17 protein-coding genes and 2 tRNA genes are annotated in these 19,614 nt (G+C 62.6%); 4 read left to right on the forward strand and 15 right to left on the reverse strand.

The window, feature by feature from the left end; genetic code table 11:
* From map to PH603_RS14760, 4 genes are read right to left on the reverse strand one after another with little or no spacing between them, the layout of a single operon-like run.
* Positions 1–741: a type I methionyl aminopeptidase gene (map, locus tag PH603_RS14745; protein ID WP_289503407.1), complete on the reverse strand. Its 741-nt coding sequence runs from the start codon at positions 739–741 to the stop codon at positions 1–3.
* Positions 738–1,037, reverse strand: coding sequence for a chorismate mutase (locus PH603_RS14750; protein WP_289503409.1), 300 nt, complete (start codon positions 1,035–1,037; stop codon positions 738–740). Before PH603_RS14750 ends, map begins: the two co-directional genes overlap by 4 nt.
* A 10-nt stretch (positions 1,038–1,047) precedes the next feature.
* Entirely contained in the window at positions 1,048–1,968 is a 921-nt protein-coding gene (locus tag PH603_RS14755; protein ID WP_289503411.1) for a S49 family peptidase, read from the reverse strand.
* 9 nt (positions 1,969–1,977) lie between these two features.
* Positions 1,978–2,790 (reverse strand): tRNA1(Val) (adenine(37)-N6)-methyltransferase, encoded by an 813-nt coding sequence (locus tag PH603_RS14760; protein WP_289503412.1) that lies wholly within the window; start codon positions 2,788–2,790, stop codon positions 1,978–1,980.
* Between the two features lie 205 nt (positions 2,791–2,995).
* On the opposite strand from PH603_RS14760, the gene PH603_RS14765 reads away from it, so the two are divergent.
* Together PH603_RS14765 and PH603_RS14770 are read left to right on the forward strand one after the other, a co-directional pair.
* Complete coding sequence (locus PH603_RS14765) at positions 2,996–4,024, forward strand: polyprenyl synthetase family protein (protein WP_289503414.1); 1,029 nt, start codon at positions 2,996–2,998, stop codon at positions 4,022–4,024.
* Positions 4,025–4,128: 104 nt separating this feature from the next.
* Positions 4,129–4,205: transfer RNA gene (locus PH603_RS14770), tRNA-Pro, on the forward strand.
* A gap of 51 nt (positions 4,206–4,256) precedes the next feature.
* Here PH603_RS14770 and PH603_RS14775 read toward each other — a convergent pair.
* A complete protein-coding gene (locus tag PH603_RS14775) occupies positions 4,257–4,727 on the reverse strand; it encodes an Lrp/AsnC family transcriptional regulator (protein ID WP_289503416.1) in 471 nt (156 codons plus the stop codon).
* Positions 4,728–4,861: 134 nt separating this feature from the next.
* Here PH603_RS14775 and putA point away from each other — a divergent pair, with 134 nt between their 5' ends.
* Positions 4,862–8,524, forward strand: a complete 3,663-nt coding sequence (gene putA, locus PH603_RS14780; protein ID WP_289503418.1) for a bifunctional proline dehydrogenase/L-glutamate gamma-semialdehyde dehydrogenase PutA — start codon at positions 4,862–4,864, stop codon at positions 8,522–8,524.
* A 43-nt stretch (positions 8,525–8,567) separates the two neighbouring features.
* Here the strand turns inward: putA and alkB are convergent, their stop codons facing one another.
* The 4 genes from alkB to PH603_RS14800 form a co-directional block, all read right to left on the reverse strand.
* Entirely contained in the window at positions 8,568–9,203 is a 636-nt protein-coding gene (gene alkB / locus PH603_RS14785; RefSeq protein ID WP_289503420.1) for a DNA oxidative demethylase AlkB, read from the reverse strand.
* A gap of 8 nt (positions 9,204–9,211) precedes the next feature.
* Positions 9,212–9,937, reverse strand: coding sequence for a 2OG-Fe(II) oxygenase (locus PH603_RS14790; RefSeq protein ID WP_289503422.1), 726 nt, complete (start codon positions 9,935–9,937; stop codon positions 9,212–9,214).
* A complete protein-coding gene (gene ada, locus PH603_RS14795; RefSeq protein WP_434783329.1) occupies positions 9,934–11,019 on the reverse strand; it encodes a bifunctional DNA-binding transcriptional regulator/O6-methylguanine-DNA methyltransferase Ada in 1,086 nt (361 codons plus the stop codon). The genes PH603_RS14790 and ada overlap by 4 nt, the downstream gene beginning before the upstream one ends.
* A 123-nt stretch (positions 11,020–11,142) precedes the next feature.
* Complete coding sequence (locus tag PH603_RS14800; protein ID WP_289503425.1) at positions 11,143–12,864, reverse strand: N-acyl-D-amino-acid deacylase family protein; 1,722 nt, start codon at positions 12,862–12,864, stop codon at positions 11,143–11,145.
* 170 nt (positions 12,865–13,034) lie between these two features.
* On the opposite strand from PH603_RS14800, the gene PH603_RS14805 reads away from it, so the two are divergent.
* Positions 13,035–13,376, forward strand: a complete 342-nt coding sequence (locus tag PH603_RS14805; RefSeq protein ID WP_289503427.1) for a hypothetical protein — start codon at positions 13,035–13,037, stop codon at positions 13,374–13,376.
* 114 nt (positions 13,377–13,490) lie between these two features.
* On the opposite strand, the gene PH603_RS14810 is transcribed toward PH603_RS14805, so the two are convergent.
* From PH603_RS14810 to hutC, 6 genes are all read right to left on the reverse strand, one after another.
* On the reverse strand, positions 13,491–14,039 hold the full coding sequence (locus PH603_RS14810; RefSeq protein WP_289503429.1) for a PEPxxWA-CTERM sorting domain-containing protein: 549 nt from the start codon (positions 14,037–14,039) through the stop codon (positions 13,491–13,493).
* Positions 14,040–14,510: 471 nt separating this feature from the next.
* Positions 14,511–14,600 (reverse strand) — tRNA-Ser (locus tag PH603_RS14815).
* Between the two features lie 273 nt (positions 14,601–14,873).
* A complete protein-coding gene (gene hutG, locus PH603_RS14820) occupies positions 14,874–15,656 on the reverse strand; it encodes an N-formylglutamate deformylase (RefSeq protein ID WP_289503431.1) in 783 nt (260 codons plus the stop codon).
* On the reverse strand, positions 15,656–17,209 hold the full coding sequence (hutH, locus tag PH603_RS14825; RefSeq protein ID WP_289503433.1) for a histidine ammonia-lyase: 1,554 nt from the start codon (positions 17,207–17,209) through the stop codon (positions 15,656–15,658). Before hutH ends, hutG begins: the two co-directional genes overlap by 1 nt.
* On the reverse strand, positions 17,206–18,876 hold the full coding sequence (hutU, locus tag PH603_RS14830; RefSeq protein ID WP_289503435.1) for a urocanate hydratase: 1,671 nt from the start codon (positions 18,874–18,876) through the stop codon (positions 17,206–17,208). Before hutU ends, hutH begins: the two co-directional genes overlap by 4 nt.
* Positions 18,877–18,888: 12 nt before the next feature.
* The gene (gene hutC, locus PH603_RS14835) at positions 18,889–19,611 is read right to left on the reverse strand and encodes a histidine utilization transcriptional repressor HutC (protein WP_289503437.1); all 723 of its coding nucleotides are present in this window, start codon (positions 19,609–19,611) and stop codon (positions 18,889–18,891) included.
* Positions 19,612–19,614: the final 3 nt, after the last annotated feature.

Below are 19,614 nucleotides of genomic sequence, written 5' to 3' on the forward strand. Positions count from 1 at the left end.
TCAGGCCGTCAGGACGATGGGCGCACCCTTCGTCACCACGAAGGTATGCTCGAACTGCGCGCCGTGCCCGCCGGAGGACAGCCGCAGCGTCCAGCCGTCGTCGTCCTCGTAATAATCGCGACTATGGGTCGCGAGGAAGGGTTCGATGGTCAGCACCATACCTTCCTTGAGGACGCCCTTGTCATGGGCGAAATACTCGTTCGCCACCGTCGGCTCCTCATGGATCCAACCGCCGACACCGTGGCCGTTCAGCCCCTGCACGATCTTGTAACCGGCGGTTTTCGCCTCGGTGGAGACCACCCGGCCGATCTCGTTGATCCGGGCGCCCGCCTTCGCGGCCAGCATGGCCTTGCGCTGGGTCTTTTTCGTGATGTCGAGCAGGCGTTGCAGCGCCGGGTCGATGACACCAACCCCGAAGCTCGCGCCCGTGTCGCCGAAATAGCCGTTCTTTTCAGCCGATACGTCGATATTGACCAGCTCGCCTTCCTGCAGCGGCCGGTCATTCGGGATACCGTGCGCCACAGCGTCGCCCACCGAAATGCAGGTGAAGCCGGGGAAATCATAGGCCAGCATCGGGGCCGAGCGCGCACCGGCGGCCTTCAGCAACTGGCCGCCCATGATATCCAGCTCACGCGGGGTGATGCCGGGGCGGATTGCCGCCGCCATGGCATTCAGCACATCGCGGCAGATACCGCCGATTTCCCTGAGGCCCGTCAGGTCGTCGTCATGATCAACCGTCATGGCGTCTCGCCGTCCCTGATCTGCTCGTGGTGGCGGATCACTTCCTTGATGATGAACTGCAAGAACTTTTCGCTGAATTCCGGGTCCAGATTGGCGGAATTGGCGAGCGAGCGCAGGCGTTCGATCTGCAATTGCTCCCGCGCTGGATCGGCCGGTGGCAAGCTGTGCTCTTTCTTGTAGAAGCCCACCTTTTTGGTGATCTTGAAACGCTCGGCCAGCATGAAAACGAGGGCTGCATCGATATTGTCGATGCTTTCCCGATATTCTGTCAGTTTGCGCTGGTGATCTTCCTGCATATAGCCTGCCTTATAGTCCGAACCTGTTCCAGAAAAGCCGTTCCTCGATGGCGGCCAGAAGCCCGCCCGCCCAGTCGGCCGGGGCCGGAGCCTCACCCGACGAGGAACCGAGCCCGAAAAGCGCGCCAAGGCGCGGCTTGCGTTCGCCGATCACGCGGAAACGCACCCGCTTGCCGAAGCGCGTGCGCATCAGGCTCCGCACATCGCCGATCCCGTCGATGAGGCCAAGCTTGACGGCTTCCGCGCCTGTGAACACATCGCCCGAGAAGATTTGCGCCCGTGTGCCCTTCAGCCGCGCGCCGCGCCGGTCGCGCACCATCGCCTTGAAATTCTCGTGGATCGCCGCCTGGATATCCTTCAGCCGCGCCACATCCTCCTCCTTGGTTTCGGAGAAGGTATCGAGCATGGCCTTGCGTTCGCCCGCTGTATAAAGCCGCCGTTCGATCCCGAACCGCTCGATCACCGCTTTCAGCCCGAAGCCCGAGGAAATAACCCCGATGGAGCCGACGATGGACGCTTCGTGCGCGAAAATCTCGTCGCCCGCCAGCGCCAGCATATAGCCGCCGGATGCCGCCACATCTTCAGCAAAGGCAATCACCGGCACATTCTTTTCAACCGCCATGGCACGGATGCGCTGGGCGATGAGCGCCGATTGAACGGGCGAGCCACCGGGCGAATTGATGACGAGCGCCACAGCCGCGAGGCCGGAGGTCGAAAAGGCCTGTTCGATCGGCCCGGCAAGGCCCGCCATATTCAGGGTGCGCTGGAAACGGCCGCCACCGGGCGAGATCACGCCGGTCAGCCGCAGCACCGCCACGCGCGGGCGAGGTTCGCCAAAAAAGCCACGCCACAGGCCTTTCACCGTGTCACGGGCCTTTTCATAAGGGGTTTGCGGCAGATCGGAGCCGCTATCGTCCACATGTTCCTGCATCAGAGTTGATTAACCGCTTTGCCGGCCCTTCGCAAAGGCTTTCAGGTCCAGCGGTTGCATCTGACGCAGGATTGATTCCGCTTCCGGCGTATTCAGCCCGTCGGCGCCGTGCATCACCATGCCGGGCAGCAGGTGCGCCACCCCGCGTGTGCCCTTGCGCGCCTGAATGATCACACGCTTGGCCGGGATACCGACCTTGGGCCACATCGGGAAGATCGTCACGTCCCCCGCCTGCCGGTGAAGGTGCGCGATCACCTCGTCCATCCGGTCGGCGCGGTAAACGATGCTGATGGTGCCTTTCGGCTTCACCTGATGCAGACAGAACCTGATCCAGTCCTTCAGGCTGCCGGTCAGTTCCATATTGGCGAGGCCCTTGTTGACGCCGGGCGAGCGCAGCGCCGTGCCTGCCGCCAGATAGGGCGGATTGACCATCGCATGGTCGTAAGTACCTTCGGGGCCAGCAAGATCGGTGATGCAGCCCTTGCGGACACGCACCTGCGCGCTCAGCCCGTTCAGCTCGATATTGCGGCTGGCGAAGGCGAGCATTTCGTCCTGCAATTCAACGCCTTCCACCATCACGCCCGGCACCCGGCGCGCGAGGCAAAGGGATGCCCCACCCGTGCCGACGCCGCCTTCGATCACCCGTTCGCCGGGCTTCGCGGGCACAGTGGCGGCGAGCATCACCGTATCCATCGAAACGCGATAGCCATCGCGCGGCTGCAGGATGCGGATGGCCCCGCCCAGAAGATAATCGAACGAAGTCCCTGCCTCATCGAGGCCGGGGCGGCTTTCGTCGTCACTTGCGGGCCTTGTATCGGGCACGGGGAAAGGTTCCTCGCGGAAGATTGATGCTGGGCCGGAGTGTAGCCTGAAAGGCGGGCACGTCAAAGCCAACTCGCGTGCGCAGCGGTGAGGTACCCTGCGGCAATGGCGCACATCTTGGCCGCTTATTCTTGCAACGCGCGGGCGGCAGCCTTATTGTCCAGCCCGAAGCCAACCATCCAGTACCGCTTACAAGAGGCCCAACATGCCCGCCAGTCTTGCGCCCGTTCAGAGTGCCGAAAAAGTCAAAGCCGCCGCTGCCGCGATCGATGCGCTGCAAGCCCTGGTGGCTGACGACATGCGCGAGGTGAACAAGACGATCATCGACCGCATGCAAAGCCCGGTCGTGCTGATCCCGCAACTGGCCGGCCACCTGATCGCCTCGGGCGGCAAACGCCTGCGCCCGCTCCTCACCCTCGCCTCCGGCCAGCTGATCGGCTACGAAGGCCGCCGCCATATCAAGCTCGCTGCCTGTGTGGAATTCATCCACACCGCAACGCTGTTGCATGATGACGTGGTGGACGAATCGAAACTGCGCCGGGGCCAGGAAACCGCGAACGAAATCTGGGGCAATCAGGCGAGCGTCCTTGTTGGCGATTTCCTTTTCTCCCGCGCGTTCGAACTGATGGTGGAAGACGGCAATCTCCGCGTCCTCGCCATCCTGTCCCGTGCCTCCTCGATCATCGCCGAAGGCGAGGTGCTGCAGCTGACGACCGCGAATGACCTGTCGACGAGCGAAGACACCTACCTCGAGGTGATTGCGGCCAAAACCGCGGCGCTTTTTGCCGCGGCCTGCGAGGTAACCGGTGTAGTTTCCGAACAGGGCGAAAAAGTCGAGGAAGCCCTTGCCGCCTACGGCCGCTATCTCGGTATCGCTTTCCAGATCGTTGATGACGCGCTTGATTATTCCGCCAAGCAGGCAACGCTCGGCAAAACCGTGGGCGACGACTTCCGCGAGGGCAAGGTGACGCTGCCCGTGCTGCTCGCATGGCGGCGCGGCACCGATGACGAGCGCACCTTCTGGCGCCGCACGATGGAAGACCTTGACCAGCAGCCGGGCGACCTTGAGCGCGCCATTCACCTGATGGGCCAGCACAACGCCCTGACCGATACGCTGGAACGCGCCCGCCACTATGGCGCCATGGCCAAGGATGCACTGGCCATCTTCCCCGCTTCCGACGCCAAGCAGATCCTGATGGGCGTCGTCGATTTCTGCATCGAACGGGGTTATTGAAAAAGCATCACAAGGGGTGAAAAAGCCCCTTGCGCACCCCCGCCCCGGACGTTATACAGACGCCCGCGCTAACACGCACCCTCGTCCCAGTTCGACTATACCATCGGGGAATAGCTCAGCCTGGTAGAGCACTGTGTTCGGGACGCAGGGGCCGGAGGTTCGAATCCTCTTTCCCCGACCAATATGGAAGCCGCTCCTTTTCGAAGGGGCGGCTTTCGTGCTTTAGGGGGCTTCAATCCGTCCCCGGATCGACCACGGTTTCCATCACCGCGAAGGTGGAGGTGTGGGAAACGTGCGGCAGGGACGAGATTTTCTCGCCAAGCACGGTGCGGTACTCGGTCATGTCCTTGGTCCGCACTTTCAGAAGATAATCGAAGCTCGCCGCCATCATGTGGCACTGGGTGACCTCGGGTATCTTGCGGACGGCGTCATTGAAGGCATTCAGGGCTTCGGACCGCGTGTCCGACACGGTCACCTGCACATAGGCGATATGGCCGGCCGCAAGCTTGGTGTGGTTGATCAGCGCCGTATAGCCGAGGATATAGCCGTCCCGTTCCAGCCGTTTCAGGCGGTTCAGGCACGGGGTTTTGGATATCCCCACCTTTTCAGCAAGGTCCGTTACCGTGATCCGCGCATTCTGGCGCATCTGGCGGATGATATTCTGGTCTATCTTGTCGAGTTGCACTGTATTGCCGGCTTTCATGGATCAAAGTATGCATCATGATAACCAATAATAGTCCATTCGTCCATTTTTTGACGCACTATGGCGCAAACGCACCGGAAGGTTTCTGATATGATGACGGCCTGATTTTCCCCTGCCTGCCGGAGACCCTCGCCATGGCCGACAACAACAAGAAGCCGAGCCTTACTGACCGCCGCGCCGCCATCCGCGCCCATTATCTGATGGACGAGGCCGAGATGGTGACGACGCTGCAGTCGATTGCCGATTTCACGCCCGAGATGCGCGGCCGGATCGCAGCCGCCGGCGCCGAGCTTGTCTCGCAGGTGCGGGGCACCACCACACCGGGCCTGATGGAAGCGTTTCTGGCAGAATACGGCCTTTCAACCCGCGAGGGCGTGGCACTGATGTGCCTGTCGGAAGCCCTGCTGCGCGTGCCCGACAGCACCACGATTGACGAACTGATCGAGGACAAAATCGCCGGCGGCGCGTGGGACGACCATCTGGGCCAGTCGATTTCCGGTATCGTCAATCTGTCGAGCTACGGCCTCAAGATCACCGCCGGGCTTTTCGAGGAAGGCACCAGCGACCTGACCGACACCCTGCGCGGCCTTGCGCGGCGCCTCGGTGCGCCTGCCGTGCGGTCGGTCGTGAAACTCATCATGAAAGAACTAGGCCGCCAGTTCGTGCTCGGCGAGACCATCGAAAAGGCCACAACCCGCGCCCGCACGCGGGAGGCCGAAGGCTTCCGCTACAGCTATGACATGCTGGGCGAAGCCGCCAAAACGGCTGCTGACGCCGAAACCTTCTTCAAGGATTATATGAAGGCAATCCGGCACCTGACGCCGATCTGCAAGGGCGATCATGCCTCCAACCCCGGCATTTCAATCAAGCTTTCGGCGCTGCATCCCCGGTATGAATGGGCCCACCGCGAGCGCGTGATGGCTGAACTGGCGCCCAAGGTGCTCGATCTCGCCATCGCCGCCAAGGCCGCCAACATGGGCCTCAATATCGACGCCGAGGAAGCCGACCGGCTCGATCTTTCGCTCGATATTATCGAACACGTGCTGGCGAGCCCTGCGCTGGCCGGGTGGGATGGTTTTGGCATCGTCGTGCAGGCTTACGGCAAGCGCGCGATGTTCGTGCTGGATCACCTGTATGATCTTGCCACGTCGCTCGACCGCAAGATCATGGTGCGGCTGGTGAAGGGCGCCTATTGGGACGCCGAAATCAAGCGCGCACAGGTTCTGGGCCTCACCGGCTATCCCGTTTATACAAGGAAGCCGCATTCGGACATTTCCTATGCCGCCGGTGTCCGCAAGCTCAGGGGCATGCTGGACCGCATCTACCCCCAGTTCGCCACCCACAATGCCCACACGGTCGCGACCGTGCTGGAGCTGTTCGACGGGGTCGACACGGGCAAATACGAATTCCAGCGCCTGCATGGCATGGGCCAGTCGATCTATGACGTGATGCGCCGCGACCGGGGCATCAACTGCCGCATCTATGCGCCCGTCGGCGTGCACCGCGACCTCCTGGCCTATCTTGTCCGCCGCCTCCTTGAAAACGGCGCGAACTCGAGCTTCGTAAACCAGCTGTATGACGACAAGGTCTCGCCCGAAAAGGTGGCAAGCGACCCGTTCGAACTGGCGGCTGTGGCACCGAAGGCAAGCCTGCCGCTGCCGCCGGCGCTGTTCGGCGAAGACCGGGTCAATGCCAAAGGGTTCGATCTCAACGATCCGACCACGCTGGATGCAGTGGAGGCAGCCCGCGGCGCCTTCCGCACCCACCAATGGCAGGCCGGCCCGCTGGTCGCCGAGATGGCGGAGGTGAAGCGCCCGAGCCACCATCTGATCAACCCGGCGGACCCCAAGGATGTGGTCGGCACCGTCACCGATGCCGTGGCCGCCGATATCGACGCTGCCTTCAAGGCCGCAGCGGCTGCCCGCCCCGGCTGGACCGCCCGCCCGCCTGCCGAGCGCGCTGCGCTCCTCGACCGCGCTGCCGACCTGATGGAAGCCCGCTCGGGCGAGATTTTCGCCCTCCTCGCCCGCGAGGCCGGCAAGATCATGCCGGACGCTGTGGCTGAACTCCGCGAAGCCGTCGATTTCCTGCGCTATTACGCCAAGGAAGGCCGCCGCCACCCGAGCTACCGCAAGCCGCGCGGCACCTTCGTCTGCATTTCGCCCTGGAATTTCCCGCTCGCCATCTTCACGGGCCAGATTGCAGCGGCGCTCGCCACTGGCAACACGGTGATCGCGAAACCGGCGGAACAGACGCCGCTCATCGCCTTCCTCGCTGTTTCGCTGATGCATGAAGCCGGCGTGCCGCTTGCGGTGCTGCAACTGCTGCCGGGTGACGGGCCGACCGTTGGCGCGCCGCTTACCTCGCATCCTGACGTGGGCGGGGTTTGCTTCACGGGCTCGACCGATACCGCCCGCGCCATCAACCGCTCGGTCGCTGGCACCCGCGACGGCACAGTGCCGCTCATTGCCGAAACCGGCGGGCTGAATGCGATGATCGTGGATTCGACCGCGCTGCCCGAACAGGCGGTGCGCGATATCCTTGGCTCCGCGTTCCAGAGCGCAGGTCAGCGCTGCTCGGCCCTGCGCATCCTTTACCTGCAGGAAGATATCAAGGACCGCTTCCTGACGATGCTCTACGGCGCGATGGATGAGCTCTCCATCGGCCTGCCGTGGCACCATATCACTGACGTTGGCCCCGTGATCGATGCCGAAGCCTATGAAGGCATCATGGGCTATATCCGCGAACAGGCGGCTGCGCGCCGCGTTGTCCGCTCGCTTGATGTGCCTGACGCCGGCTTCTTCGTGCCGCCAACTGTCGTAAAGGTGAACGGCATCGAGGATATGCCGCGCGAGATTTTCGGCCCCGTCCTCCATATCGCCACCTTCAAGGCCGAAGAGCTGATGGATGTGGTGGAGGCGATCAATGCCAAGGGCTTCGGCCTCACCATGGGCCTGCATTCGCGGATCGATGACCGCGTGGCAGCCGTGAAGGCCGCCGCCCATGTCGGCAACCTCTATATCAACCGCAACCAGATTGGTGCTGTTGTCGGCTCACAGCCTTTCGGCGGTGAGGGCCTTTCGGGCACCGGCCCCAAGGCGGGCGGTCCGAACTATCTGTTCGCCTTCACGACCGACAAGCCGGCCCTGCCCTTTGCGATGCCGAAAGTGGAAGCCCTGCCCCAAGGCGAGCTTCTGAAGGCGATGGAAGCGCTGCTGCGCCGCCGCGTCCAGCGCCGCCCGGACCCCAAGGCACTGCTTGCCGCCTTCGCGTCGGCCTTCCCTGATCACGCCCACGAGCTCGCCTCCGTGGTGTCGGACCTGACCGAAATCTTCCCCGAAAGTGTCAGCCTGCCGGGGCCGGCGGGTGAGGACAATACCCTCACCTATCACGCCCGCGGTCCTGTTGTGGTGTTGGGGCCGGACAGTCGCTCGCTGATCCTGCAGGCCTTCCAGGCCCTGTGGTTCGGCAACCCGCTGCTGGCGGTCGCCAATGAGCTACCGACAGCCACCGGGCTGATGTCGCTGGTGCTAGATTTCCCTGTCGAGGTGCGCCACGGCAAGGCGGACGCGGCGGCTGTCGCCAAGCTCCCCGGCATCACAGCGGTTGCCTATGCCCGCCCGGATGACCAGTCAGCAGCGCTGCGGCTGGCCCTTGCCGACCGTGATGGTGCCCTCGTGCAGCTGATCGACATGCCCTTCATGCCGAACCGCTATGTGCATGAGCGCCACCATTGCACCGACACCACGGCATCGGGCGGCAACGTCACCCTCATCGCGGCTGGCAGCAGCCTATAACAGACGCCGGGGCTTCGGCCCCGGATATCCCCGGACAAGCTGGTTACCGCGCGCGGCGGAAGGTGAGGTTGATCCGCATCTCGCCCGTGCGCGGATGGCTCTCCTGCGCCAGCTTCTTCACGCCGTGATAGACATGCCGCGCCAGCCCACCGAAGACGAGCACATCGCCGTCATACAGCGGGATTTCGGTCGGCGTGCCGCCACGCACATTGCCGTAAAGCTGGAACACCGCCGGGATACCGAGCGACACGGAAACAATCGGCCAGCTTTTGTCGGCCTCATCCTGATCGATATGCGGGCTGAGCCTTGTGCCCGGCAGGTAACGGTTGATAAGGCAGACGTCAGGCTCGAAGGCTGAGAATCCTGCCGCCCCAGCCGCGCGCGCCGCGAGGTCTGCCATCACTGCCGGCATTGCGGGCCACGGTTTGCCGGAAAGCGGATCGGTCGGGCTGTAGCGATATCCCGAAGGCTCGGACACCCAGCCGAGCGCGCCGCAATTGGTCATCGCCACCTGCATCTGCCGCCCGCCGGGTGTCGTCATGTGCCGGAAGGGTGCCGCCGCCACCAACGGGGCAACGGCATCCAGCAGCACCTCGCTGTCGGCAAAACCGGCAAGCAGCACGACACCCTCGCGGATCACCTCGCGCTCTGGGCGAAGGGCTGTGAAAAGATCAGCCATCAATCCTCCTAGCGCGCATCATGGAAGATGATCCCGAGCGTGGCGCGGTGCCCAGAAAGGATATCGCTGACCCCGTGGCGCAGTGTGGCGCGGTGATAGCCCCGGCTGCCAAGGCGCGGGCGCTCGTTCACCGCAAACACCACGGCCTCACCCTGCCGCAAGGGGACGACCGAGGTGCGCGATTGCATGCGCGGGGTATTTTCCACCAGCACAAATTCGCCGCCCTCGAAATCCCGTCCGGGTTCAGACAGAAGCACCGCGACCTGGAAGGGGAAATAGATATCCCCGTAAAGGTCCTGATGCAGCCGGTTATAATCCCCCGCCTTGTAGCGCAGCACGAGCGGCGTGGGCCGCACCTGCCCGTTCGCATGGCAGAGCGCGGCATAGTCCGCATGGCTTGCAGGGTAGGAAGCCTCCACCCCCAACCGTTCAGCCCATGTTTCAGCGGCGGGAACAAGCTGTTCATACAGCCCGGCGCGCAAATCGCCGATCAGGGCAGGCAGCGGATAGGAGTAATATTTGTACTCCCCCATCCCGAAGCCATGCCGGGCCATATGGATATGGCTGCGGAAACCAGCTTCATCGTCAAAGCCCGCCTGCAGCCCCTCGCATTCGGCGCGCGAAACGAGGGGCCCGAGGGGCGCGAAGCCCCGATCAAGCAGCGTCGCGCGGGCAGCCGCCCAGTCGATAGTTTCAATGCGGCTGGCGGGCGTCAGAGCAACAGGCGCGTTCATTGGCCGCCCTCCCGGTCCAGTAGTGTGCGCTTGCGTGCCACGCCCCAGCGGTAACCGCTCAGCCCCCCATCAGCCCGCACCACCCGGTGGCAGGGGATGGCGACGGCGATCCGGTTGCTGGCACAGGCCCGTGCCACAGCGCGGACTGCGGCGGGTTCACCGATCGCTTCGGCCACTTGCTTGTAGCTCACGGTTTCCCCTGCCGGGATCGCCTGCAAGGCAGCCCATACCCGGCGCTGGAAGGCGGTGCCGGCGATATCGAGCGGCAGTTTCGCTGCCCCCTCACCCGTTTCCACAAAGGCGAGTGCGGCCTTCACCCAGTCGCCGAAGCGTTCGGTGGCGCCTTCGAAACGAGCTTCCGGAAATTCCGCCACGAGGGCGGCCTGCAGTGCCTGCTCGTCATCGCCGAACTGGATGGTGCAAACGCCCACATCGGTGGCACCCACGAGCATCAGGCCGAGCGTGCAGGGCAGGATAGTGTAACGGATCGTTTTGCCTACCGCACCACCACGATATTCGCCGGGTGTCATGCCGAGCATGTCTTTCGCCCCTTCATAGAAGCGGCTGCTGGCATTGAAGCCCGCATCATAAAGCGCCTCGGTGACCGTGCGGCTGCCTTTCAGGCTGCCTTTCACGCTTTTCGCCCGGTGGCTGGCGGCATAGGCCTTCGGCGTCACGCCCGTTACCTGTTTGAACAGGCGGTGGAAATGATAGGGGCTGAGGCCCGCGTCCGCCGCGATCATATCAAGCGTTGGCGGTGTCTCGGCATCCTCGATGAAGCGGCAGGCACGGGCGACCATCTTTTCGCGCGCATGCCACGCCGGTGTTTCATCCGGTTTGCAGCGTTTGCAGGCGCGGAAGCCGGCAGCTTCGGCCTCTGCCATCGTCGTGTGGAACGCCACATTCTCGCGGCGTGGCTGGCGGGCAGCGCACGAGGGCCGGCAATAGACGCCCGTCGTCGCGACCGAGAAATAGAAGCGCCCGTCGGCCCGTGCGTCACGCGCCAGCAGCGCCCGCCAGCGGGCGTCGTCCGTCTCATAGTCGGCAGCGGGCACCAGCGGGCTTCCCTTCAGATTGGCCATGTGTTTCATCCTTGTCTCCTCCTATCGGATGTCAAGCAATGCCTGACATCTAACAGGGGGACTGGCACACAGGCGTTCCGATCCTTGCTGCCGAATTCGGAAAGTTCAAAGGCGCCCTTCTGGCTATTTGCAGGCGCCGCCATCCGGCCAGCCGGTCCAGCCCGGCCCACGTACCGCGCGGCCCGGCTTGGCGCCGGTATGGGTGCCGTCTTGCACCACCTGCACGCCGTTCACGAACACGTCGCGCACGCCGGTGGCATATTGGGCGGGTTTGTCATAGGTCGCATGGTCGCTGATCGTTTTGGGGTCAAAAACCACCACATCGGCGAAATAGCCGGGGGTGAGGAGCCCGCGTTCCTTGAGGCCAAGGTTTGCCGCCGGCATGCCGCTCATCCGGTGGATCGCGCTTTCAAGCGTCGTCACGCCCTCGTCCCGCACATAATGGCCGAGCAACCGGGCGACATTGCCATAGGCGCGCGGGTGATTGTTCGATTGCAGGAACACACCTTCGGTCGCGGGGGCCGCCTCATCCGAGCCGAAGCTCATCCAGGGCAGCGCCACGGCGCGCTTCACATTCGCCTCGTCCATCAGGAAATAGATGGTGCCGACGCGGGAATTATCCTCCACAACCAGATCCATCGCCGTTTCCTCGGGGCTTTTGCCGCGCAGGGCTGCAACTTCGGCCAGCGTCTTGCCGGTAAGGGGCTTCAGGTCCGGATTCTTGAACCCGGCAAGCAGCACACGGTCCGCCCCGCCTGCCGAATAATAAAGGTTTTCCCAGCCATCACCCTTGGCCTGCATTTCGGCCGCCACACGCGCACGGATTTCGGGGTCCTGCAGGCGCTTGCGCCATTCCTCCAGCCCGCCGGCTTGCACCCAGGTGGGCATGGCGGCATCAAGGCCGGTGGCGCCTGCCGTGTAATTATACATATCGGCCGTGATGCGCAGGCCCTCGGCACGGGCTTTCTCGACCCGCTCGATTGCCGCATCGATCTTGCCCCAGTTGTCGCGTCCGCCCTGCTTGAAATGATAGATTTCCGCCGGCGCCCCGCTTTCGCGCGAGATGGTGATCAGCTCGTCGATGGCTTCCAGAAGCTGGGTGCCTTCCGACCGCATATGGCTGATATACATGCCGCCGCACGCCGCCGCTTCGGACACAAGCGCCACCAGCTCGTCGGTTTCCGCGAAAGTGCCGGGGGCATAGATGAGCGACGAGCCCACCCCCATCGCGCCTTCCTTCATGGCATCGCGCACCAGCGCGCGCATGGCGGCAAGCTGCTCGGGCGTCGGGTCCACATCACCTTCGCCCAGTTCATGCACCCGCACGGTGGCAGCGCCCACGAACGAGGCGATATTGGGCGAGACGCCGGCCTTTTCCATCCGGCTGAAATAATCCCCAAGCGTCGTCCAGTCGATGTCATACTTGATATCGCCTTGCCGCTCGGTCTCCAGCCGTTTCATCTCGTCACTCAAAGGCCCCATCGAGCTTCCCTCGCCCATGACCTCGAGCGTGACGCCCTGCAGCACGTCCGACATGGCACGCCCATCGGCAATGAGGGATTCGTTCGCCCAGCTGAGCATATTGATAAAGCCCGGCGCCACAACGAGGTCGGTGGCATCGATCTCGCGCTCGCCCTTAGCGGGGCTGGTGCCCTTCACGACCGCAACGACTTTGTCACCGTCGATCACCACATCGCCCACAAAGCCCGCCGCACCCGAACCATCGACAATCTCGCCGCCGCGGATGATGAGGCTATGGCTTTCCGGCGCCTTCTCGCCGCAAGCGGCAAGCGACAGGCCAAACGCAAACAGGAACGGCAAAGGCCGCGCAATCGACATTTTCATGGAAACTCCCCCAATCCACAGAAGCCAAAGGCAATCGCCACAGGCTGCCGCGCGGAGGGCATTGATTGCAATGATTTTCTGGGGAGAAATCCACAAGACACCCCCAAGCCGATTGCTTCAGTAGTGAACCAGCGATACATAACGAACAGCTGAAATTTCTGCAGGTGGCGATGCCCTACTTCAAAGACATGGCAGCGGATATGCTGCGGGAAACCGCCCGGCTTCTGGAACAGGCAAGCTCCAGTGCGGCGGGGGGCAATGCGGCGCTTGCAGAAAATGCCGGGATTTACCGCGACATGGCAGACGCCGTCTCCAACGCCCCGCTTGCCTCCCTTGATGGCACTGATGTCTACAGGATTGCGGCAAGCCTGCTGATCGAAAGCGCCAACTTCGCTGCCCGACTGAAAGCGCAGCCCGGTGGCATTGCCCTTGACCTTGCAGGCTTCGAGGACAATTGCCGCCAGATAGCTGCACTTCTCCTAGCGGACCCGACCGGCCAAACCCGACCCTGACGCCTGCCGGCGGCCTGCCCCAAACAGCAAAAAAGCCGTTGGCGAACCAACGGCTTCATGGGGCGATATTCGGAAGCAGGAGGTGATCTGCTCCAAAACTTCCCGACCTGGGTGTCAGGCGGTCGCCAGTCGTTTGCGGCTTGCTGCTACACCCACGAGGCCAAAGCCCATGATCATCATGAGCCAGGTAGCGGGCTCAGGCACGCCGCCCTCAATTGAATCTACACGGAAGAAGGCCCCGCCACTGCCGTAGGCTGCACCGGAAGCGTCTACCGCAGACTGATAAATGCTGAAGTCGATCAGGTAGGACCCGGCAGACAAATAGAAGGTGCCCTGACTGAAACCATTGGAAATCGCCGACTCCATGTTACTGCCCACATTCGGTTTTCCAGCATCATAGCTAGGCACAATAGAGGTCAGACCAAGGGACGAGCCATCATCAAACACCTCGAAAATGTCGCCGTAACTGTATGCGTCGGTAAGGGTCAGCTCAGCTGCACCCACCACATCGAAGGTAAAACCGCCTTCAGACGTGAAAGTTCCCTCGTTGCCCGACCAGCTGAAAGCGCGCCAGCCACTGTCAACGGTATAGCTGACCGATGCGCTAGCACCCGTCGCAAGGCCCAATGCCAGCCCCAAGCCTACAAGAGCTTTCTTGATCATTTGAAATCTCCATTTTTCTAAATGTGCAATACTCTCCAAACACGACCCAAAGGTCCGTGCATTCAGGCTTCGTGTCAAAACTGGTAAACGATTTATTAACAACCCGGGGACAACCTCCCGGTCGTTCGTGTTTTTGCAGGAAATTTTCGCCTTTTTTCAAAAACGAGAACCAAAGTTCCTGTATAAATTCATTTTTAGCATAAAGATTCCCGAGCGAATCAAATTCCAAAAAAGGTAGAACGAATACAATCATATGTTTCAAGGGGCGTTTTTTGAAAGAATTACGCCCCGTTTCGCCTTATGCGCGATTATCTTAAATGAAAAACAATTTAAAAAGGAAGCGTGGTATCCGGAACCAACTGCGAAGGCAGTTCGTGCATCGATCGTTTTTACGGCGTTCGGGAAAGCCGGGAACGAGCAACAAAAAAGCCGTTGGCGAACCAACGGCTTCTTTAATCATTCCGCTACGAATGGCGGAGAGGACGGGATTCGAACCCGCGAGGGGCGTTAGCCCCAACTCGCTTAGCAGGCGAGCGCCTTAAGCCACTCGGCCACCTCTCCGCCGCCGTGGATACAGAAGGCGAAACCCCAAGTCAACGCCAGAAGCGCGAGGGTGCGACAAATATTTGAAAGGCAGGGTTCGGCTGGCTTGCGAGCAGGTGACATGCCGTAGAAACCCACGGCATGTCACCCGACAGGGACCGAGCGACTAGGGGAAGCTGGTGCGTATTCGGCCCCTGACGTCATCGGGATTTCCGCCAGGAGGACCCCTTTGACCTGCCCACTATGGCGCGGGCCGGGATGCGTTTCTTTGAGCTTTGTCAAATCTTGCCGTCAGGAAGCGACAAAAGCTTCGATCAGGCGGCGGATCACCGGCTGCACCTTTGCGGCCAGTGCGGGGTCGTACGCAAAGGGCTGGCTTTCATCCATATAGGTGCACTGGGCGAGCTCCAGCTGGAAGCTTTCCACCGGGCTTGCCGCGTGCCCATAGCGGCGGGTGATATAGCCGCCCTTGAAGCGACCATTGAGCACGGCGCTATAGCCTTCGGCAGCTTCAGCGGCTGCCGCCACGCGCCGTTCGCGTTCATGCCCGCAAGTGGCGCCAAGGTTGGTGCCAAGGTTGAAATCCGGCAGGCGGCCTTCAAAGAAGCGCGGCACGCGGGAGCGGATCGAATGCGCGTCCCATAGAAGCGCATGGCCGTGGCGCGCCACCACCCGCGCAATCTGGGCCTTCAGCGTTTCATGATAGGGCTTCCAGATCAGGTTCACGCGGCGCTCCACCTCGGCAGCGTCCGGTGCGCGGCCGGGCAGATAGAGTGGTTCTTCGGCGAAGGTCGAAGTCGGGCAAAGCTCGGTCACATTCTGTCCGGGATAGAGGCTGGCACCCGATGGATCACGGTTGAGATCAATCACATAGCGGCTGTAGCGGGCGATAAGGCGGGTCGCCCCCATTTCGGCGGTGAAGTCATAGAGCCGCGGCAGGTGCCAGTCGGTATCGGCCAGCACCGGGGCCGCCGCCGTCATGCCCTCCACGAACTCGCCAAGCTCCGTCCCCACATGGGGGAAGGAGACGATGAGCGGGCTTTCGCCTTCATGGAGTTCAAACGGATCGGTCATCAAAGCGCCTCGCTGCCCATATGGTCGGACGGCAACAGGCCGTCTACCGACAGGTTGAAGCGCCCTTCGGCCACGAGACGACGGACCCCTTCGATGTCGGGCGCGAAATAGCGGTCCTGCTCATAGGTTGCGGCAATCGCCCGCACGGCGGAATAGCCATCTTCAATCGCCGGGCTTGAGGTCAGCGGCCGGTGGAAATCAATGCCCTGGGCGGCTGCCAGCAGCTCGATCGCGATCACGGTATCGCAGTTGAAGGCGATTTCCGCCAGCCGCCGGCCAGCAAAGGTCGCCATCGAGACATGGTCTTCCTGCCCCGCGGATGTCGGGATCGAATCCACGCTTGCCGGATGCGCCAGCGTCTTGTTTTCGGAAACAAGAGCCGCCGCTGTTACCTGCGCGATCATGAAGCCGGAATTGAGCCCGCCTTCCTTCACCAGAAACGCCGGCAGACCGGAAAGTTTGGGATCCACGAGCAGCGAGGTGCGCCGTTCGCTGATGGAAGCGATTTCGGAAGCCGCAATCGCCAGCATGTCGGCGGCCATCGCCACGGGTTCGGCGTGGAAGTTGCCGCCCGAAAGAATGTCCTTTTCATCGGCGAAGATGAGCGGGTTATCGGTCACGGCATTGGCTTCGGTCAGCAGGGTTTCTGCCGCTTGCCGCATCACGGTGAGCGCCGCACCCATCACCTGCGGCTGGCAGCGCAGGCTGTAGGGGTCCTGTACCTTGTCGCAGTCCGCATGGCTTTCGCGGATGGCGCTACCTGCCAGCAAGTCACGGTAGGCTGCTGCCACATCGATCTGTCCTTTCTGGCGGCGCACCGCCTGGATACGCGGATCAAACGGCACGTCGGAGCCCTTCATGGCATCAACCGACATGGCACCCGCCACCATCGCGGCGGCGAACATATTCTCGATCTCGAAAAGGCCGGCAAGGGCAAGGGCTGTGGAGACCTGCGTGCCATTGAGGAGGGCGAGGCCTTCCTTGGCTTCCAGCACCATGGGCTGGAGCCCGGCATCGGCGAGCCCTTCACGGGCGGGTTTGACGCCGCCCTTGGAGCGGACCTCGCCGACGCCGAGAAGAACGGCGCTCAGATGAGCCAGCGGTGCAAGGTCACCCGACGCACCAACCGACCCCTTGGCGGGAATTAGAGGATACACTTCATGCGCCAGCAAGGCCAGAAGCGCATCGATCACGCATTGCCGCACGCCCGAAAAGCCCTGCGCAAGGCTTGCCGCCTTGGTGGCGAGGATGAGGCGTACGACACCGTCATTCAGCGGCTCGCCCACGCCCGTTGCATGGCTGAGGACAAGGTTTTCCTGCAGGCGCTGCACATCTTTGGACGCGATGCGGGTGGACGCCAGAAGCCCGAAGCCGGTGTTGATGCCATAGGCGGTTTCGCCGTTGGCGATCAGTTCCGTCACCGTTTGCCGGGCGGCGTCAAGGGCATCGCTGCCGCCGATCAGGCGAAGCTCGGTCGGGCGTTCATAGATATGGCGCAGGTCCTTCAGGCTGAAGGTGCCGGGGGCGCGGTCCATCACGTGATGTTGCATCATGCTTTCTCCCCGCGTGCCAGCATCGGCAGGTCGAGGCCTTTTTCGGCTGCACAGTCACGCGCGATATCATAGCCCGCATCGGCGTGGCGCATCACGCCGGTCGCCGGATCGTTCCAGAGCACACGACCAATACGCTTCGCGGCCGCTTCGGTGCCATCGCACAGGATGACCACACCCGAATGCTGGCTGAAGCCCATGCCGACCCCGCCGCCATGATGCAGGCTGACCCATGTCGCCCCCGAAGCGGTATTCAGAAGCGCGTTCAGAAGCGGCCAGTCGGAAACGGCGTCCGAGCCGTCCTTCATGGCTTCGGTCTCGCGATTGGGGCTCGCGACCGAGCCACTATCCAGATGGTCGCGGCCGATCACCACCGGGGCTTTCAGCTCGCCGTTCTTGACCATCTCGTTGAAGGCAAGGCCAAGGCGGTGCCGATCCCCGAGCCCGACCCAGCAGATACGCGCCGGCAGCCCTTGGAACTGGATGCGCTCGCGCGCCATATCCAGCCAGTTATGAAGGTGCGGATTATCCGGGATCAGTTCCTTCACTTTCTGGTCGGTTTTGTAGATATCCTCGGGGTCACCGGATAGCGCCACCCAGCGGAAGGGGCCAACGCCACGGCAGAAAAGCGGGCGGATATAGGCGGGCACGAAGCCGGGGAAATCGAAGGCATTCTTGACGCCTTCGTCGAACGCCACCTGCCGGATATTGTTGCCGTAATCCACGGTCGGCACGCCGGCATGATGCCAGTCCAGCATCGCCTGCACATGCACCGCCATCGAGGCTTTCGCGGCCTTGGCAACGCCTGCGGGGTCGGTCTCGCGGCGGCTGACCCATTCGTCGACCGTCCAGCCGATGGGCAGATAGCCGTTCACCGGATCATGCGCCGAGGTCTGGTCGGTCAGCATGTCGGGGCGGATTCCGGCCTTGACCATCGCAGGCAGGATTTCAGCGGCATTGCCAAGCACCCCGACCGAAATGGCCCGGCCTTCGGCGTGCGCGGCCTCGATCATGGCAATCGCGGCCTCGACTGTGTCGGCCTTGGCGTCCAGATAGCCGGTCTTCAGGCGGAAATCGATGCGGCTGGCCTGGCATTCGATGGCAAGGCACGAAGCCCCGGCCATGGTGGCGGCAAGCGGCTGGGCGCCGCCCATCCCGCCAAGGCCGGCGGTGAGGAGCCATTTGCCCTTCAGCGACCCGCCGAAATGCTGGCGGCCCATCTCGACAAAGGTTTCATAGGTGCCCTGAACGATGCCCTGGCTGCCGATATAGATCCACGAGCCCGCCGTCATCTGGCCGTACATCATGAGGCCTTTTTTATCGAGCTCGTTAAAATGTTCCCACGTGGCCCAGTGCGGCACGAGGTTCGAATTGGCGATCAGCACGCGCGGCGCATCCTCATGGGTGCGGAACACACCAACCGGCTTGCCCGACTGAACAAGCAGCGTTTCATCCGCTTCCATGCGCTTCAGCGTATCCACGATGGTATCGAACGATTGCCAGTCGCGCGCGGCCTTGCCGATGCCGCCGTAAACAACAAGGTCTTCGGGGCGTTCGGCCACTGCCGGGTCCAGATTGTTCATCAGCATGCGCAAGGGGGCTTCGGTCGCCCAGCTTTTGGTGTTGAGATCGCTGCCTGTGGGGGCGTGGATATCGGGTCTGTTTTTCATTTTTCTGAACACTCACACTTTGAATTGTTGGCCCGCATTGGTGAATTGGGCGGTCAGTTCGTAACGGTCGCCGGGGTAAAGGAGCCGGGCGAAGCTTGCGGGCACCGCGCCTGTCCAGGTGCGGCGGGTGATTTCAAGGCAAGGGCTGTGGCGGTCGATCTTCAAGGCCACCCGGTCGCCGACAAGCGGCAGCACAGCGCGCACCGTATGCTCCGCCGACAAGACCGGCGCCACGCGCAGAAGGTGATCGGTGCTGGTGGTGTTCCTGTAATCTTCCGTCAGGAAATCGGGGGCAATCGCCGGGTTCACCCAGCGTTCTTCCAGTTCCACCGGTTCGCCGTCGCCGAAATGCACAACGCGCAGGAAGGCGAGCGGCTTTTCGGTTTCCATGAAAGCGGCGATATCGACGGGGGCGGCGATCATGCCCTGCTCCACAACCTCAGCCGACCATGCCCGCCCGCGCGCCGCGAGGTCATCACGGATCGAAACGATATCGATGGCCTTGCCCCGCATGCGGCCGGGCGCCACGAAGCTGCCGAGCCCCGCACGGCGGATCACATAGCCTTCGTCGGCCAGTTCCCGAAGCGCGCGGTTCACTGTCATGCGCGATATCTTCAGGTCGCGGACCAGTTCATGCTCGCTCGGCAGGCGGTCGCCCGCCACATAGTCGCCAGCGCGGATCGCGGTGACGATATGGTTCTTCACGATTTCATAGCGTGACTTGGGTGTGCTCATCCC

It is taken from the genome of Gimibacter soli, assembly GCF_028463845.1.
Lineage (GTDB): Bacteria > Pseudomonadota > Alphaproteobacteria > Sphingomonadales > Kordiimonadaceae > Gimibacter > Gimibacter soli.

Coding starts and splice junctions, on each gene's coding strand:
- map (WP_289503407.1), bottom strand. CDS start 741: ATGACGGTTGATCATGACGACGACCTGACGGGCCTCAGGGAAATCGGC.
- PH603_RS14750 (WP_289503409.1), bottom strand. CDS start 1,037: ATGCAGGAAGATCACCAGCGCAAACTGACAGAATATCGGGAAAGCATC.
- PH603_RS14755 (WP_289503411.1), bottom strand. CDS start 1,968: ATGCAGGAACATGTGGACGATAGCGGCTCCGATCTGCCGCAAACCCCT.
- PH603_RS14765 (WP_289503414.1), top strand. CDS start 2,996: ATGCCCGCCAGTCTTGCGCCCGTTCAGAGTGCCGAAAAAGTCAAAGCC.
- PH603_RS14775 (WP_289503416.1), bottom strand. CDS start 4,727: ATGAAAGCCGGCAATACAGTGCAACTCGACAAGATAGACCAGAATATC.
- putA (WP_289503418.1), top strand. CDS start 4,862: ATGGCCGACAACAACAAGAAGCCGAGCCTTACTGACCGCCGCGCCGCC.
- alkB (WP_289503420.1), bottom strand. CDS start 9,203: ATGGCTGATCTTTTCACAGCCCTTCGCCCAGAGCGCGAGGTGATCCGC.
- PH603_RS14790 (WP_289503422.1), bottom strand. CDS start 9,937: ATGAACGCGCCTGTTGCTCTGACGCCCGCCAGCCGCATTGAAACTATC.
- ada (WP_434783329.1), bottom strand. CDS start 11,019: ATGGCCAATCTGAAGGGAAGCCCGCTGGTGCCCGCTGCCGACTATGAG.
- PH603_RS14800 (WP_289503425.1), bottom strand. CDS start 12,864: ATGAAAATGTCGATTGCGCGGCCTTTGCCGTTCCTGTTTGCGTTTGGC.
- PH603_RS14805 (WP_289503427.1), top strand. CDS start 13,035: ATGCCCTACTTCAAAGACATGGCAGCGGATATGCTGCGGGAAACCGCC.
- PH603_RS14810 (WP_289503429.1), bottom strand. CDS start 14,039: ATGATCAAGAAAGCTCTTGTAGGCTTGGGGCTGGCATTGGGCCTTGCG.
- hutG (WP_289503431.1), bottom strand. CDS start 15,656: ATGACCGATCCGTTTGAACTCCATGAAGGCGAAAGCCCGCTCATCGTC.
- hutH (WP_289503433.1), bottom strand. CDS start 17,209: ATGATGCAACATCACGTGATGGACCGCGCCCCCGGCACCTTCAGCCTG.
- hutU (WP_289503435.1), bottom strand. CDS start 18,876: ATGAAAAACAGACCCGATATCCACGCCCCCACAGGCAGCGATCTCAAC.
- hutC (WP_289503437.1), bottom strand. CDS start 19,611: ATGAGCACACCCAAGTCACGCTATGAAATCGTGAAGAACCATATCGTC.